The sequence below is a fragment of the Photobacterium sp. AWH4_225 genome (assembly GCF_056158405.1).
This window is the reverse complement of the sequence record NZ_JBSWTF010000001.1, coordinates 309796-323994: the sequence shown is the minus strand read 5'-3', so window position 1 is coordinate 323994 and position 14199 is coordinate 309796. Positions and strand designations below refer to the sequence as shown.

16 protein-coding genes are annotated in these 14199 nt (G+C 52.1%); 13 read left to right on the top strand and 3 right to left on the bottom strand.

Annotation, left to right across the window (positions count from 1 at the left end):
- Positions 1-37 precede the first annotated feature (37 nt).
- The 12 genes from ACXAD4_RS01640 to mgtE all read left to right on the top strand — a co-directional run bounded on the left by ACXAD4_RS01640 (position 38) and on the right by mgtE (position 9417).
- Positions 38-1006, top strand: coding sequence for a calcium/sodium antiporter (locus ACXAD4_RS01640; RefSeq protein ID WP_475238194.1), 969 nt, complete (start codon positions 38-40; stop codon positions 1004-1006).
- A 14-nt stretch (positions 1007-1020) separates the two neighbouring features.
- A complete protein-coding gene (locus ACXAD4_RS01635) occupies positions 1021-1992 on the top strand; it encodes a KpsF/GutQ family sugar-phosphate isomerase (protein ID WP_475238191.1) in 972 nt (323 codons plus the stop codon).
- Entirely contained in the window at positions 1992-2543 is a 552-nt protein-coding gene (kdsC, locus tag ACXAD4_RS01630) for a 3-deoxy-manno-octulosonate-8-phosphatase KdsC (RefSeq protein WP_187461030.1), read from the top strand. The genes ACXAD4_RS01635 and kdsC overlap by 1 nt, the downstream gene beginning before the upstream one ends.
- On the top strand, positions 2540-3097 hold the full coding sequence (gene lptC / locus ACXAD4_RS01625; RefSeq protein ID WP_475238189.1) for an LPS export ABC transporter periplasmic protein LptC: 558 nt from the start codon (positions 2540-2542) through the stop codon (positions 3095-3097). Before kdsC ends, lptC begins: the two co-directional genes overlap by 4 nt.
- Complete coding sequence (lptA, locus tag ACXAD4_RS01620) at positions 3084-3587, top strand: lipopolysaccharide transport periplasmic protein LptA (RefSeq protein ID WP_475238186.1); 504 nt, start codon at positions 3084-3086, stop codon at positions 3585-3587. The genes lptC and lptA overlap by 14 nt, the downstream gene beginning before the upstream one ends.
- Before the next feature lie 6 nt (positions 3588-3593).
- Positions 3594-4319, top strand: a complete 726-nt coding sequence (lptB, locus tag ACXAD4_RS01615; protein WP_475238184.1) for an LPS export ABC transporter ATP-binding protein — start codon at positions 3594-3596, stop codon at positions 4317-4319.
- A 109-nt stretch (positions 4320-4428) separates the two neighbouring features.
- Positions 4429-5919 (top strand): RNA polymerase factor sigma-54, encoded by a 1491-nt coding sequence (locus tag ACXAD4_RS01610; protein WP_475238182.1) that lies wholly within the window; start codon positions 4429-4431, stop codon positions 5917-5919.
- Positions 5920-5945: 26 nt separating this feature from the next.
- A complete protein-coding gene (gene hpf / locus ACXAD4_RS01605; RefSeq protein ID WP_107300001.1) occupies positions 5946-6233 on the top strand; it encodes a ribosome hibernation promoting factor in 288 nt (95 codons plus the stop codon).
- 3 nt (positions 6234-6236) lie between these two features.
- A complete protein-coding gene (gene ptsN, locus ACXAD4_RS01600; RefSeq protein ID WP_475238180.1) occupies positions 6237-6686 on the top strand; it encodes a PTS IIA-like nitrogen regulatory protein PtsN in 450 nt (149 codons plus the stop codon).
- A gap of 40 nt (positions 6687-6726) precedes the next feature.
- The gene (rapZ, locus tag ACXAD4_RS01595; protein ID WP_475238178.1) at positions 6727-7578 is read left to right on the top strand and encodes an RNase adapter RapZ; all 852 of its coding nucleotides are present in this window, start codon (positions 6727-6729) and stop codon (positions 7576-7578) included.
- Positions 7575-7850, top strand: coding sequence for an HPr family phosphocarrier protein (locus ACXAD4_RS01590; protein WP_475238177.1), 276 nt, complete (start codon positions 7575-7577; stop codon positions 7848-7850). Before rapZ ends, ACXAD4_RS01590 begins: the two co-directional genes overlap by 4 nt.
- Positions 7851-8058: 208 nt before the next feature.
- Positions 8059-9417: a magnesium transporter gene (gene mgtE / locus ACXAD4_RS01585; RefSeq protein ID WP_475238176.1), complete on the top strand. Its 1359-nt coding sequence runs from the start codon at positions 8059-8061 to the stop codon at positions 9415-9417.
- Between the two features lie 239 nt (positions 9418-9656).
- On the opposite strand, the gene pmbA is transcribed toward mgtE, so the two are convergent.
- A complete protein-coding gene (gene pmbA, locus ACXAD4_RS01580; RefSeq protein WP_475238173.1) occupies positions 9657-11000 on the bottom strand; it encodes a metalloprotease PmbA in 1344 nt (447 codons plus the stop codon).
- Between the two features lie 170 nt (positions 11001-11170).
- On the opposite strand from pmbA, the gene yjgA reads away from it, so the two are divergent.
- Entirely contained in the window at positions 11171-11695 is a 525-nt protein-coding gene (gene yjgA / locus ACXAD4_RS01575; RefSeq protein ID WP_107299995.1) for a ribosome biogenesis factor YjgA, read from the top strand.
- A gap of 171 nt (positions 11696-11866) precedes the next feature.
- On the opposite strand, the gene tldD is transcribed toward yjgA, so the two are convergent.
- Positions 11867-13315: a metalloprotease TldD gene (tldD, locus tag ACXAD4_RS01570; protein WP_475238171.1), complete on the bottom strand. Its 1449-nt coding sequence runs from the start codon at positions 13313-13315 to the stop codon at positions 11867-11869.
- A 43-nt stretch (positions 13316-13358) separates the two neighbouring features.
- A complete protein-coding gene (locus ACXAD4_RS01565) occupies positions 13359-14183 on the bottom strand; it encodes a carbon-nitrogen hydrolase family protein (RefSeq protein WP_475238170.1) in 825 nt (274 codons plus the stop codon).
- Between the last annotated feature and the right edge of the window lie 16 nt (positions 14184-14199).

Below are 14199 nucleotides of genomic sequence, written 5' to 3'. Positions count from 1 at the left end.
TGATTCAATCCAGCACACTTTTACAAAAGGGATAACAATGCTCGAAGCCATCGTGTTTCTCTGTATCGGCCTGACCTTACTGGTATGGAGCGCAGATCGACTTGTTTATGGCGCTGCGGCGCTTGCAAAAAATCTTGGTGTCACCCCACTTGTCATCGGTATGACCATTCTTGCCATGGGCTCTTCAGCCCCTGAGATGATGGTATCGGCCACCGCCGCCCTGGATGGCAAAACAGACACTGCAGTCGGAAATGTGCTGGGTTCGAATATTGCCAACATTGCCCTTATTCTGGGTATTACTGCACTTATCAAGCCTTTATCTATTAGCTCGGAAATTATCCGCCGCGAGCTGCCACTGATGATGGGCGTGACCCTGATTGCCGGTGTTCTGTTATGGGATAGCCACCTGGGCTTCTTTGAAGGTGTACTGCTGGTTGTTCTATTTGTAGCCTTTCTGCTGGCGATGCTCAGGATCAGCCGCAATGCCAAAGCAACCGGCGGCGATCCGCTGGTTGAAGAGCAAGAGTCCGATATCCCAGATGGTGTCAGCAACCCGAAAGCTGTTATGTGGACACTTATCGGCTTGGTGCTGTTGCCTTATGCGGCCAGCATGCTGGTTGACTCTGCGGTGACCATTGCCAAATATTTCGGCATGAGTGATCTGGTGATCGGCCTGACCATTATTGCGATCGGTACCAGCCTGCCGGAACTGGCTGCTTCGGTTGCCAGTCTGTTCAAAGGCGAAGATGACATGGCAGTCGGTAATATCATCGGCTCCAACGTCTTCAATATCCTTGCGGTGATGGGGATCCCCGGCCTGCTGAACCCATCCACCCTGAGCCCGCTGGCCATGGGCCGCGACTACTATGTGATGCTGGGTGTATCGATCTTGCTGGTTCTGATGGCTCTTGGAAAGCGCCGCCGAATCAATCGTGTAGAAGGTTTCATCCTATTGGCGACCTTTATCGCCTATCAAGGCTATCTGTTTTATAATCTGGCAGCCTAACGGAGAGGAATATTATGTCTACAGCGTTTGATTATTGCGAAATTGGCCGTAAAGTTATTGAAATTGAAGCAGAAGCTCTTCATGGACTGACCCATTACATCAATGGCAGCTTCACCGAAGCTTGCCAGTTGATCAGCCAATGCAATGGCAAGGTCATCGTTATGGGGATGGGAAAATCAGGCCATATCGGTAACAAAATGGCAGCGACCCTCGCCAGTACCGGTACGCCAGCCTTTTTTGTTCACCCGGGCGAAGCCAGCCATGGCGACTTGGGCATGATCGAAAAAGGTGATGTGGTTCTTGCGATTTCAAATTCGGGCGAAGCATCGGAAATTTTGACTTTGCTGCCAGTGATCAAACGCTTGGGCATTCCATTAATAAGCATGACGGGCAAGCCAGAATCAAGTATGGCGAAGCTGTCTCAGATCCACTTGCAGATCACCGTCAACAAAGAGGCCTGCCCGCTGAATCTTGCTCCTACTTCAAGTACCACAGCAACACTGGCGATGGGTGATGCGCTGGCGATTGCCCTGATGGAAGCGCGTGGCTTTACTGCCGATGACTTCGCCTTATCCCATCCGGGTGGTGCTCTGGGCCGCAAACTGCTGCTCCGCATCAGTGATATCATGCACACTGGCGATCGCCTACCGGTTGTTAGCGATCAGGCACTGATCAAAGACGCCCTGCTGGAAGTCTCTCGCAAAGGCTTGGGAATGACGGCTATCATTGATAAAGACCAACAACTGCTTGGTATCTTTACCGATGGCGATCTTCGCCGCCTGCTGGATAACCTGGTAGACATTCACACCACAACCATTGGTGAGGTGATGACCCGTAACCCAGCGACCATCAGTGCTGATGTACTGGCTGCCGAAGGCCTGAAAATGCTGGAAGACCGTAAGATCAGCGGACTGCTGGTTACCGACAACGGCAAGCTGGTTGGCGCCCTCAACATGCATGACCTATTGAAAGCGGGAGTGATGTAATGCAAATCGAAACGCTTTATGGCCCAGTCAGCCAAGCAATATTCTCCCGTGCCCGCACCATCCAGCTGCTGATCTGCGATGTCGATGGTGTCTTTTCCGATGGCCGTATTTACATGGGCAATGATGGCGAAGAGCTGAAAACCTTCCACACCCGTGACGGCTACGGCATCAAATCCCTGATGGGCGCCGGTATTGAAGTGGCTATTATCACCGGCCGCAAGTCTGCGATTGTCGAGAACCGCATGTCCGCTCTGGGCATCAAGCATGTCTACCAGGGGCAGGACAACAAGCTGGCCGCCTATGAAGATATCATGGCCAATCTTGGTATCTCACCAGAGCACACCGCCTACATCGGCGACGATCTCATTGATTGGCCGGTGATGGAAAAAATTGGCCTGTCTGTCTGCGTTGCCGACGGCCACCCGCTATTGGCCCAACGTGCCGACTTTGTTACCCGTATCCAAGGCGGGTTCGGTGCCGTACGCGAAGTGTGTGATCTGATCCTTGAAGCTCGAGGAGAATTAGATAAACATAAAGGCTTAAGTATATGACCTTACAACGGCTAATCTATGCACTGCTTATTGTGTTCTGTGCATGGACAGGCTATTACCTGCTGGAGAAACACTGGGCCGAAGATATCCAGGTAGCTCCGGATGCAGAGAAACCGATTTTTACCGGTAAGTCCGTTGTCAATACGTCCTACAATGAATCAGGACTGCGCAGCTATCAGATAGATGCCGATCATCTCGAGCATTTTAGCCAAAGCGGCAATACGGACTTCGTTGAACCGGTCTTGTGGGTATACAAGGACGGCAGCGAGACCGAATGGCGGATCAGCTCCAATGAAGCTCGTTTGGACAAAAACCATATCCTGCAGATGACAGGCAATGTGCGTATCTTCAACTTGCTACCAGAATCAGCTGTTCGCGTTATCCAGACCGACACCCTGCGTTTGGACTTGGTCAGCAAAGATTTTGACACTCCGGATCATGTCATTATCACCGGTGATGCCTTCCAGAACGAAGGGACAGGCATGAAAGGCAACATGGACCGTAACATCGCCACCTTATTGAATAATGTAAAAGGTAGATATGAAGCGCTATAAATTGACCACCCTGCTCTGCCTGTGCTTGAGCACAGCCAGCTGGGCACTGAGTAATGACACTGAGCAGCCTATCTATATCGACTCAGACAACCAGGAGCTCGACATTCAAAACAATGTCGTCACCTTCACCGGTAATGTCATTCTGCGCCAAGGCAGTATCGATATCCGTGCCGACAAAGTGGTTGTCACTCGCCCTGGCGGTCAGGAAGGCAAAGAGACCATCGATGCCTATGGTAACCCAGCGACCTTCCACCAGATCATGGATGACGGAAAGCCGATTGACGGCGCAGCCAAGAAGATGCGCTACGAAACCTCCACTGAGTTCCTCAAAATGACCGAGGAAGCTGTTCTGATCCAGGAAGGCAGTGAAATCAAAGGTAATGTGATCAGCTACCGTATCGACCAACAAAAACTGGTGGCCGAAAGCGGCAAGAAGCAGCGTGTTACCACGATCCTGCAGCCTAACCAGCTAAACAACGACAAGAAGTAACCACGCATGGCAACCTTAAAAGCACAGCATCTGGCCAAAAGCTATAATGGCCGCAAAGTGGTTTCTGATGTCAGCCTAGCGGTTGAGTCGGGCAAGATTGTCGGTTTGCTTGGCCCTAACGGTGCCGGCAAAACCACCTCTTTCTACATGATCGTTGGCCTTGTTGCCCGCGATGAAGGCACCATCACCATTGATGATACCGACATCAGCTTACAGCCAATGCATAACCGCTCGCGTATGGGGATCGGCTACCTGCCGCAGGAGGCTTCTATTTTCCGTAAGCTCTCTGTGCACGATAACCTGATGGCCGTTTTGCAAACCCGCAAAGAGCTATCCAAGCGTGAACGTCAGGAAAAACTGGAAGAATTGTTGGATGAATTCAACATACAGCACATTCGTAACAGCTTAGGTATGGCACTATCAGGGGGTGAACGACGCCGGGTAGAAATCGCCCGAGCGCTAGCCGCAAACCCAAAATTCATCCTGCTGGATGAACCTTTTGCCGGCGTTGACCCTATATCCGTGATCGACATCAAGAAAATCATTGAACATTTGCGCGATCGTGGGCTTGGCGTACTGATCACCGATCATAATGTTAGGGAAACGCTGGATGTCTGTGAGCAAGCCTACATCGTCAGCCAGGGGCAACTGATCGCCCATGGTACGCCATCAGAAGTACTTAATGATGAACATGTAAAACGAGTCTATCTGGGTGACCAGTTCCGTCTATAGTTAATTTATAGATGCTTCATGGAAGTCAATGTGGAAGCAGAGGATTTGATCACCATTTTGGGTACTAGGCAGCAAGAACCAGCGATAAAAATAAGGTACGTACAATAATATGAAAACCTCGCTCCAGCTTAAACTTGGTCAACAATTGGCAATGACGCCGCAGCTTCAACAGGCTATCCGCTTGTTGCAGCTATCTACCTTGGATTTGCAACAGGAAATCCAGGAAGCATTGGATGCAAACCCATTACTCGAGCTGGAAGAAGGAACCCCTGAAACCACCAATGGCGAAGACGAAAGCAACGCTACTGCAGCCGAAGCGAGCGACAGCAGTAATGATGACGGCCTGTCCGAGGTAGCCGATACCGAAACCTTCGATACCTCCGATGCCATTGAGCAACAGGAAATGCCAGAAGATCTTCCTGTCGATACCACCTGGGATGACGTCTACAGCGCCAGTACCGGCAATACCGGTATCGCTCTTGACGACGATATGCCGGTTTACCAGGGCGAAACAACAGAAAGCCTACAAGACTACCTGATGTGGCAGGTCGAGCTGACGCCGTTCAGCGAAACGGACCGCACTATTGCCACAGCTATCATTGATGCCATCGACGAGAAAGGCTACCTGACCTGCTCTGCCGAAGATATCCTTGAAAGCATGGGTGACGACGATGTCGAGCTCGACGAAGTGGAAGCTGTTCTCAAGCGAGTACAACAGTTCGACCCTCTGGGTGTTGCCTCGCGCAACCTGCAGGAATGTCTAATGCTGCAGCTTGCCACCTTCCAACCTGATACCCCTTGGCTGGCTGAAGCCCGGATGTTGCTGACCGATTACATCGATCTGCTAGCCAACCGCGACTACCGCCAGTTAATGCGTGATACCAAGCTCAAAGAGCCTGAACTCAAGCAGGTAATGCAACTGATCCACGGCCTTGACCCGCGTCCGGGCAATCGCGTGGTGGCTTCCGACACCGAATACGTGGTTCCAGATGTGTCGGTATTCAAAGATCATGGTAAGTGGGTGGTGACTATCAACCCTGATAGCGTGCCGCGAATCAAGGTTAACCAACAATACGCCGCCCTTAGCAAGAATACCCGTAACTCGGCAGACAGCCAGTTCATCCGCACCCACTTGCAAGATGCAAAATGGCTGATCAAAAGCCTTGAAAGCCGCAACGAAACCTTATTGAAAGTCGCCCGCTGTATTGTCGAGCACCAACAGGACTTCTTCGAGTATGGCGAGGAAGCCATGAAGCCGATGGTACTCAACGATATCGCGCTGGCGGTCGATATGCATGAATCCACCATATCCCGCGTGACGACGCAAAAATACATGCACACGCCGCGTGGGATTTTTGAATTGAAATACTTCTTCTCCAGTCACGTCAGCACCGACAACGGTGGCGAGTGTTCATCCACCGCTATCCGGGCCTTGGTGAAAAAGCTGGTTGCAGCCGAGAACCAGGCCAAACCGCTGAGTGACAGCAAGATAGCGACATTACTGGCGGACCAAGGGATCATGGTAGCAAGACGGACCATTGCCAAATACCGTGAATCGCTGGGTATTCCGCCGTCCAATCAGCGAAAACGTCTGCTCTAACAGACGCCACAAGAAGGAAGATGTCTATGCAAATCAATCTTACTGGCCACCATGTTGAAATTACCCCATCCATGCGTGAGTACGTGGAGACGAAGTTCGATAAGCTAGAGCGGTTTTTCGATAAAATAAATAATGTTCAGGTCATCCTGAACGTGGAAAAATTACAGCAAGTGGCTGAAGCGACGTTGCATATTAACGCTGGAGAAATCCACGCAAAAGCGGATTCGGAAAATATGTATGCCGCTATTGATGCATTAACTGATAAACTGGTGCGTCAACTTAACAAACACAAAGATAAGCTCAAAAGCCACTGAATCATGCAACTGAGTAATGTATTGAGCCTGGACTGCACGAAAAGTGCAGTCCCTTGCTCCAGTAAAAAACGTGCCTTGGAAATCATCAGCGAAGTTGCTGCCAAGCACCTAGACCAAAACCCCCAACCGTTGTTCGAGTGTATGCTCAGCCGCGAAAAGATGGGCAGCACCGGGATCGGTAACGGTATCGCTATCCCTCACGGTCGAATCAGCAGCAGTGATCAAGCCATTGCCGTTCTGATCCAGTGTCAGGACCCGATTCAGTTTGATGCCATCGACAACCAACCTGTCGATCTTCTTTTTGCTTTGCTGGTACCCGATGAGCAGTGTCAACAGCACCTCAAAACCCTCTCCAGCATGGCGGAAAAGCTCAGCAACAAACAGGTTCTTAAGCAGCTACGCACCGCAAAAAGTGACGAAGAGCTTTATCAAATACTCACCTGTGATTCATAATGACCTTCACACCATCCATGAATGTTAAGGACTGCCAGCCATGATGTTAATGGTCGTAAGCGGACGCTCGGGCTCAGGTAAATCTATTGCCCTGCGGGTATTGGAAGATCTGGGCTACTACTGTGTTGATAACCTTCCGGTCAACCTGCTGCCTCAATTCATCGAGACCCAGCAAGGCAATCAGCAAAACATCGCCGTCAGTATTGATGTGCGCAACATGCCTGAAGATCCCGAGGAAATCAGCCATACCCTGGATACCCTCGGTGACGATGTCGACGTCAATGTGATTTACCTCGATGCCGATGACAAGACCCTGGTCAAACGCTACAGCGAGACCCGCCGTCTGCACCCGCTTTCCCGTCATGGCATGACCCTAGAGCAGGCCATCCAGTCCGAGAGCGCTCAGCTTTCCAGCCTCAAGGCGCGTTCCGATCTAGTGATCGATACCACCACCAAGTCCATTCATGATCTGAGTGAAACCGTTCGGTCACGAGTGCTTGGCCGCGAATCGCGCGAGCTAATCATGGTGTTCGAGTCATTTGGCTTCAAACACGGTTTGCCAAATGATGCCGACTATGTATTTGATGTCCGCTTCCTACCGAACCCCCATTGGATCCCTGAGCTCAAACCGTTGACCGGACTAGACCAGGAAGTCAAAGACTACCTGTCTGGCCATGCGGAAGTGAGCCAGCTTATATACCAGGTGCGTAACTTCATCGAAACCTGGCTGCCAATGCTGGAAAAGAACAACCGTAGCTACCTCACCGTCGCGATCGGTTGCACCGGCGGCCAACACCGCTCGGTCTATATTACCCAGCAGTTGGCAGAATACTTCCGCTATGAAGGGCATCAGGTCCAGGTCAGGCACCGTACGCTGGAAGCCAAGTCATGACCGTTTTCTCGCGTGAGTTATTTATCAAGAACCGCCTGGGCCTCCATGCCCGGGCCGCTATCAAATTGGTTGAACTGGCGCAAAGCTTCGAGTCCTGCATCACTATCAGCAACGGTGAGAAAAGTGCCACCGCCGACAGTGTGATGGGGCTCTTGATGCTTGAATCTGCCCAAGGCCAACAAGTGTTAGTCTGTGCCGAGGGCGGCGATGCCGAACAGGCAATCAATGCTGTCAGCTCCCTGATCGAAGCTGGTTTCGACGAAGACAGCTAGCCAGCGGCAGAACATCCCCTGCCCGCTTTCCTCCGGGCAGGCAAATCTTCAATAATTCATCAATTCCTCTCACATCTGGTGAGACAACACCCTAACGATTGCGTTAAAATTCAATTTATTGCGCTGATATACCGTCCAGTCATCCATCCATTGCATTCAGGACACACTGGGGTATTTCACATCTGAGTCATTTGGGGTACTGCAAACAATGGCCGATGTCATCGATCAAGATCAAACTCATCAAACGCTGCAAGAAGTTAACCAGGCGCTTGAAAACGGCATGTTTGTCCATGTCCGCCGTATGCTCCAGGATATGGAGCCGGAAGATATTGCCCACCTACTAGAGGCCTCTCCCCCCAAAGAACGTCAAGTTCTGTGGCAGCTGACCGATCCCGAAGAGCAGGGTGAAATCCTCGACGAGCTGTCGGAAGACGTCAAAGACGGCATCGTTGCCCAGATGGCACCGGATAAACTGGCAGCGGTTACCGAAGGCATGGAAACCGATGATGTTGCCTACGTCCTGCGTAGCCTGCCTGATAGTAAGTACCAGGAAGTACTGGCCCAGATGGATGCCACAGATCGGCACCGGGTCGAAAAAGCGCTGGCCTACCCGGAGGAAACCGCCGGCGGGATCATGAGTACCGACTTCATCACTATCCGTGGTGATGTCACCGCTGATGTGGTTCTGCGTTACCTGCGTATGAAAGGCGAACTGCCGGAAGCAACCGATGCCCTGTATGTGGTAGATCAGAACGAAAAGCTGATCGGCCACCTGTCGCTGGCGACCCTGATCACCACCCAGCCCGATACCGAAATCCATGATGTAATGGACGATGCCGACGAGGCGATCCCGGTTGATATGGACGATGGTGAAGTCGCTAATCTGTTCGAGCGCCGTAACTGGCTCTCGGCCCCAGTCGTCGATGCCGACGACCAGCTTGTCGGCCGTATCACTATCGATGACGTAGTTGATATCATCCGTGAAGATGCCGAACACTCGATGATGAGTATGGCTGGTATGGATGATGACGAAGATACCTTTGCACCTGTGGTCAAATCTGCCAAGCGACGCAGTATCTGGCTCGGGGTCAATGTACTGGCTGCGCTGGCCGCTGCTTCGGTTTCAAACCTATTCGAAGATACCTTGGAGCAAATGGCAGCCATTGCCATCCTGATGACCATCGTCCCTTCTATGGGAGGCGTTGCCGGTAACCAGACCGTGGCATTGGTGATCCGTGGTTTGGCCGTTGGCCATATCGGTGAGACCAATACCCGTTGGCTATTGAGCAAAGAAGCCCGCGTCGGCCTGCTCAACGGTATCCTGTGGGCTGCCATCATCGGCGGCGTAGTCGTTCTGTGGAAAGGCAACTTGCTGTTGGGTGCGATTATCGCCGGTGCGATGCTGACTAACCTGCTGGTCGCAGGCGTGGCCGGGGTCTGTATTCCTATTATGCTCAAGAAGATGAATATCGACCCTGCGCTGGCGGGTGGTATGGCCTTGACCACCATTACCGACATTGTCGGCCTGTCGGTCTTCCTCGGCTTAGCGACCCTCTTTCTTGTCTAAACAGTTTTTGTAAACCGCCAAGCCCGAACGATACATATAAAAAAGCGAGAGGTGGAAGCCTCTCGCTTTTCTGTTTCTGGGTCCTGGGTCCTGGGTCCTGGGTCCTGGGTCCTGGGTCCTGGGTCCTTCAAAAAGTAGACACCGCATTCAATTCTGTTCAAAGCTTTTGAACTAGATTTTGCTTTGCCCAGCGCCTAGGGCCGGCTCTTCCTAGGACCCGACGAATAGGGCTTCGCCCCCTATTCTCCAGCAATCTTCATACTATCAAGCAGCATTGAGCCAGTTTGGATCTGGCTACGGGTTTCAGTATCGCTACCGATCGCCACGATGTTCTGCATCATGTCTTTGAGGTTACCGGCAATGGTGATTTCACTCACCGGGTATTGGATTTCACCGTTTTCCACCCAGAAACCGGCTGCACCTCGGGAGTAGTCACCAGTCACGATGTTTACGCCTTGTCCCATCAGCTCGGTAACTAGCAGGCCACGATCCATCTTTTTAAGCATCTGTTCGAAGCTCTCACCGGTCGAGTTCACCAACCAGTTGTGGATACCACCAGCATGACCGGTAGGCTGACGGCCCAGTTTACGGGCAGCGTAGCTGGTCATCAGGTAGGTTTGCAGACGGCCGTCCTGGATGATTTCCAAGTCTTTGGTTGCCAGCCCTTCGCTGTCAAAAGGCGTACTGGCCATACCGCGCAGGATATGCGGGCGCTCGCTAATATTCAGCCACTCTGGGAAGATTTGCTCGCCCAGCTTATCAAGCAGGAATGATGACTTACGGTACAGGTTCGAGCCGCTGATACCCATCACCAAATGACCGAACATACCGGTGGCAATATCGGCGGCAAACATCACCGGTGCTTCGCGAGTGGACAGTTTCTGCGGGTCGACTCGGCTTGCGGTACGTTCAGCTGCTTCCTGACCAACTCGCTCAGGTGTCCATAGCTCATTAGCACGGCGTGCCGTGGTGTAGCTGTAGTCACGCTCCATCTCACCGTTCTTGCCTTCGGCAATCACACAACAGCTGGTGCTGTGACGGCTGGATGCATAGCTCGCCAGCATACCGTGGCTGTTACCGTACACACGAATACCGTAGTGGCTGTCGTAGCTGGCACCATCACTCTGCTTGATGCGAGGGTCGAACTCTAGTGCGGCCTGCTCAGCTCGGGCAGCAATTTCGGCAGCATGATCAGGCTCTGGCTCATCCGGGTGGAACAGGTCCAGATCAGGAATATCCTTGGCCATCAACTCAGCCGGTCCAGGCCCTGCAAACGGGTCCTCCGATGTATAACGAGCAATATCCAGCGCAGCTGCCACAGTTTGGGCAATGGCTTTCTCACTCAAGTCAGACGTTGATGCGCTGCCTTTACGCTGGCCACGATAAACCGTGATGCCAAGGGCACCGTCACTGTTAAACTCAACATTCTCGACCTCGCACATCCGGGTCGATACGCTGATCCCTGTGGTTTTGTTGATGGCAACTTCTGCTGCATCGGCTTGCTGACCGGCAACTTCCAGCGCTTTTGCCACCGCTGCCTCTAGTTCCACACGCTGCTGAGCAACCTGTTCTCTCACGTCCATAATTATTATCTCAATAATGGCCCCAACCTATATCGCTGCATAGCAACGCACGAGGTAAGCCAATGAAATTGGTATTACTCTTAGGATAACACTGCACAGGTGGATTTTGCGCCCCAAATCACGATTAAACTGGTAAAATAAAAACCAAATGCAAAATTCATGAGCCAGTTATGAGCCGTAAAAACCAAAAAGCCCCATGGGAACCGGAAGAAGAAATCATCTGGGTAAGTAAATCCGAGATGAAGCGCGACATGGAAGCCCTGCAAAAGCTAGGTGAGGAACTTGTTAACCTCAAGCCTAATGCCTTGGCGAAAGTGCCTCTTGATGAAGAGATGCTTGAAGCGGTCAAAGACGCGCAGCGCTTCAACAAAGAAGCCCGACGTCGCCAGCTACAGCGTATCGGTAAGCTGATGCGCCAAGTTGAAGTTGAGCCTATCCAAGCGGCACTGGACAAGATCAACAACAAACACAACCAAGCGACAGCTGAGCTGAAGAAGCTAGAGCAAAAGCGTGAAAAGTTGATTGAAAACGGCGACAGCATGATCAATGCCATCTTGGTTGATCACCCTGATGCAGACCGCCAGCGCCTACGCCAGCTAGTTCGCCAGGCCAATAAAGAAAAGGCCCAGAACAAGCCAGCGAAAGCCTACCGCGAAATCTTCCAGTACCTAAAAGAGCTGTATCTGGAAGACTAAAATCAGACACCCCATTTTAAAGCTTGGGGCAAGGCTTGATTTCAAAGCTTACCCGCCATGGACGGCGGGTTAGAGCTACAAGGAAGTATTTATGCGTCTTTGATATCAAGTCTTGGCTCAAAGCGATAACAAAGTGTCGGATAAAAAAAGCCAGCTGACGCTGGCTTTTTTTTACTGGGTACCGCCGACTGTCATCGACTCGACTTTCAGGGTTGGCTGACCAACGCCGACAGGAACACTCTGCCCCGCCTTACCACAGACACCGACCCCGCGGTCGATATCCAAGTCATTACCGACCATCGACACCTGCTGCATCGCCTCGATGCCGCTGCCAATTAGGGTTGCACCTTTAATTGGACGGGTGATCTTACCGTTTTCGATCAAGTAAGCTTCCGATGCCGAGAACACAAACTTACCGGAGGTAATATCAACCTGGCCACCACCGAAGTTCGGCGCGTAAACGCCCTGCTTGACGCTGGCAATGATTTCTTCCGGCGAGTGCTCGCCTGGTAGCATGTAGGTATTGGTCATACGCGGCATCGGCAAGTGTGCGTAAGACTCACGGCGGCCGTTACCGGTCGGCGCGACGCCCATCAGGCGGGCATTGAGCTTGTCCTGCATGTAACCTTTGAGCTTGCCGCCCTCCACCAACACGTTGTACTGGCCCGGCGTGCCTTCGTCATCAATGTTGAGCGAGCCACGACGATCCTTCAGGGTGCCATCATCGACAATGGTGCATAGGCTTGATGTTACCTGCTGGCCCATCTGACCAGAAAACATCGACGATCCCTTGCGGTTGAAATCGCCTTCGAGGCCATGACCGACCGCCTCGTGCAGCAATACGCCCGGCCAACCTGCACCGAGTACCACTGGCATGGTACCTGCCGGTGCTTCATCGGCATCGATATTGATCAGCGCCTGACGGATAGCCTCATCGGCATAGTTCAGAGCCACCGATTTGCCGTTGGCTTCTTCGGTCTGGAAGTATTCGTAACCATAACGACCACCACCGCCAGCACTACCGTGTTCACGCTTGTCACCCTTCTCAATCAATACGCTGATAGACAGGCGAACCAACGGACGAATATCCGCCGCATAGGTGCCGTCCAGCGCCGCCACCAGCACCTGCTCGTAAACGCCATTGATACTGACAGACACTTCCTTAACCAAAGGCTCTTTGGTGCGGATGTAACGGTCGATTTCTTCCAGCAGAGCAATCTTCTGATGCTTGTCGAAGCTGTCCAACGGATTGACTGGCGCATAGATGCCATTGGCCATTATCGGAGCAAATGCCTTGACCTGACCATTACCGCCGCTACGGGTAATACCACGGGCCGCTTTGGCAGATTGCTGCAAGGCAAGCTGGTTGATTTGATCAGAGTAAGCGAAGCCTGTCTTCTCGCCAGACACCGCCCTCACACCGACACCTCGGTCAATGTTAAACGAGCCATCTTTAATGATGCTGTCTTCAAGCACCAGAGACTCATGCCAGCATGACTGGAAATAGATGTCGGCATAATCAACATTGCGTGCCGCCACCAGTCCCAGTACCTGATTAAGCTCTTCACGTCCTAACCCAGACTGGGCCAGCATTGTGTTTTCTACAGTTTCCAGCGTCATTTAATTTGCTCTTATATTCATTGCCACCCGGCCCCTCTGCCGGTCAGCCTTCACGATGCTGAACACTAAATCGCGCGTGCTCAACAAGTGGCATATTTGTTCGGATCGCCTTGCTCAAATCAAGGTCGATATCGGCCACCATGACCCCCGTCCCCTGTTGCTGGCAAGCAACGACCTGACCCCACGGGTCAACAATCATTGAATGGCCCCAGGTTTCACGCTGTTCATTGTGCTCACCCCACTGAGCGGCAGCGACCATCCAACACTGGGTTTCAACAGCACGGGCCCTCAGCAGTAGCTCCCAATGCGCCTTACCGGTTACCTTGGTAAAGGCAGCAGGTACGACAATAATGTCAGCTCCCTGCTCACGCAATGCCGCATAAAGTTGTGGGAACCTGACATCATAACAGATCGATAAACCAATATTGCCATACGGCGTAGGGATTACCTTGGTTTCGCGGCCAGCCCGGAAGGTGTCAGATTCACGATAGCTGTGATGGGCATCGTCGATCTCCACATCGAACATATGCAGCTTATCGTAATGCCCCTGAAGCAAACCCTGATCATCGAACAGCAAAGCCGTCGTGGTGATCGCCCCATCATGCTGGCGGATAGGCATAGAGCCTATCAGCACCCAGATCCCCAGTTGCTTGGCCAAAGCGGCCACTTGCGCCTGAAGCGGGCCTTCGCCCAGCGGCTCGGCGTGAGCTAGATAATCCTCGCGGGAGCCAAATACCAAGCAGTTTTCCGGCGTGACAACCAGCTTGGCACCCTGCAGTTGCAAGCCTTTGAGTTTCATTTTCAGGTGCTTGAGATTTATCTCAGGATCTGCGCCCGAAGTCATTTGTACAATACCGAATTTAGCCATCTGCATTCTCCCTTTG

What these genes read in the sequence shown, in the direction of transcription:
- ACXAD4_RS01590 (WP_475238177.1), top strand. Translation starts at nt 7,575, where the DNA reads ATGACCGTTTTCTCGCGTGAGTTATTTATCAAGAACCGCCTGGGCCTC.
- pmbA (WP_475238173.1), bottom strand. Translation starts at nt 11,000, where the DNA reads ATGGACGTGAGAGAACAGGTTGCTCAGCAGCGTGTGGAACTAGAGGCA.
- lptB (WP_475238184.1), top strand. Translation starts at nt 3,594, where the DNA reads ATGGCAACCTTAAAAGCACAGCATCTGGCCAAAAGCTATAATGGCCGC.
- ACXAD4_RS01610 (WP_475238182.1), top strand. Translation starts at nt 4,429, where the DNA reads ATGAAAACCTCGCTCCAGCTTAAACTTGGTCAACAATTGGCAATGACG.
- ACXAD4_RS01640 (WP_475238194.1), top strand. Translation starts at nt 38, where the DNA reads ATGCTCGAAGCCATCGTGTTTCTCTGTATCGGCCTGACCTTACTGGTA.
- hpf (WP_107300001.1), top strand. Translation starts at nt 5,946, where the DNA reads ATGCAAATCAATCTTACTGGCCACCATGTTGAAATTACCCCATCCATG.
- ptsN (WP_475238180.1), top strand. Translation starts at nt 6,237, where the DNA reads ATGCAACTGAGTAATGTATTGAGCCTGGACTGCACGAAAAGTGCAGTC.
- rapZ (WP_475238178.1), top strand. Translation starts at nt 6,727, where the DNA reads ATGATGTTAATGGTCGTAAGCGGACGCTCGGGCTCAGGTAAATCTATT.
- yjgA (WP_107299995.1), top strand. Translation starts at nt 11,171, where the DNA reads ATGAGCCGTAAAAACCAAAAAGCCCCATGGGAACCGGAAGAAGAAATC.
- tldD (WP_475238171.1), bottom strand. Translation starts at nt 13,315, where the DNA reads ATGACGCTGGAAACTGTAGAAAACACAATGCTGGCCCAGTCTGGGTTA.
- lptC (WP_475238189.1), top strand. Translation starts at nt 2,540, where the DNA reads ATGACCTTACAACGGCTAATCTATGCACTGCTTATTGTGTTCTGTGCA.
- ACXAD4_RS01565 (WP_475238170.1), bottom strand. Translation starts at nt 14,183, where the DNA reads ATGGCTAAATTCGGTATTGTACAAATGACTTCGGGCGCAGATCCTGAG.
- lptA (WP_475238186.1), top strand. Translation starts at nt 3,084, where the DNA reads ATGAAGCGCTATAAATTGACCACCCTGCTCTGCCTGTGCTTGAGCACA.
- mgtE (WP_475238176.1), top strand. Translation starts at nt 8,059, where the DNA reads ATGGCCGATGTCATCGATCAAGATCAAACTCATCAAACGCTGCAAGAA.
- kdsC (WP_187461030.1), top strand. Translation starts at nt 1,992, where the DNA reads ATGCAAATCGAAACGCTTTATGGCCCAGTCAGCCAAGCAATATTCTCC.
- ACXAD4_RS01635 (WP_475238191.1), top strand. Translation starts at nt 1,021, where the DNA reads ATGTCTACAGCGTTTGATTATTGCGAAATTGGCCGTAAAGTTATTGAA.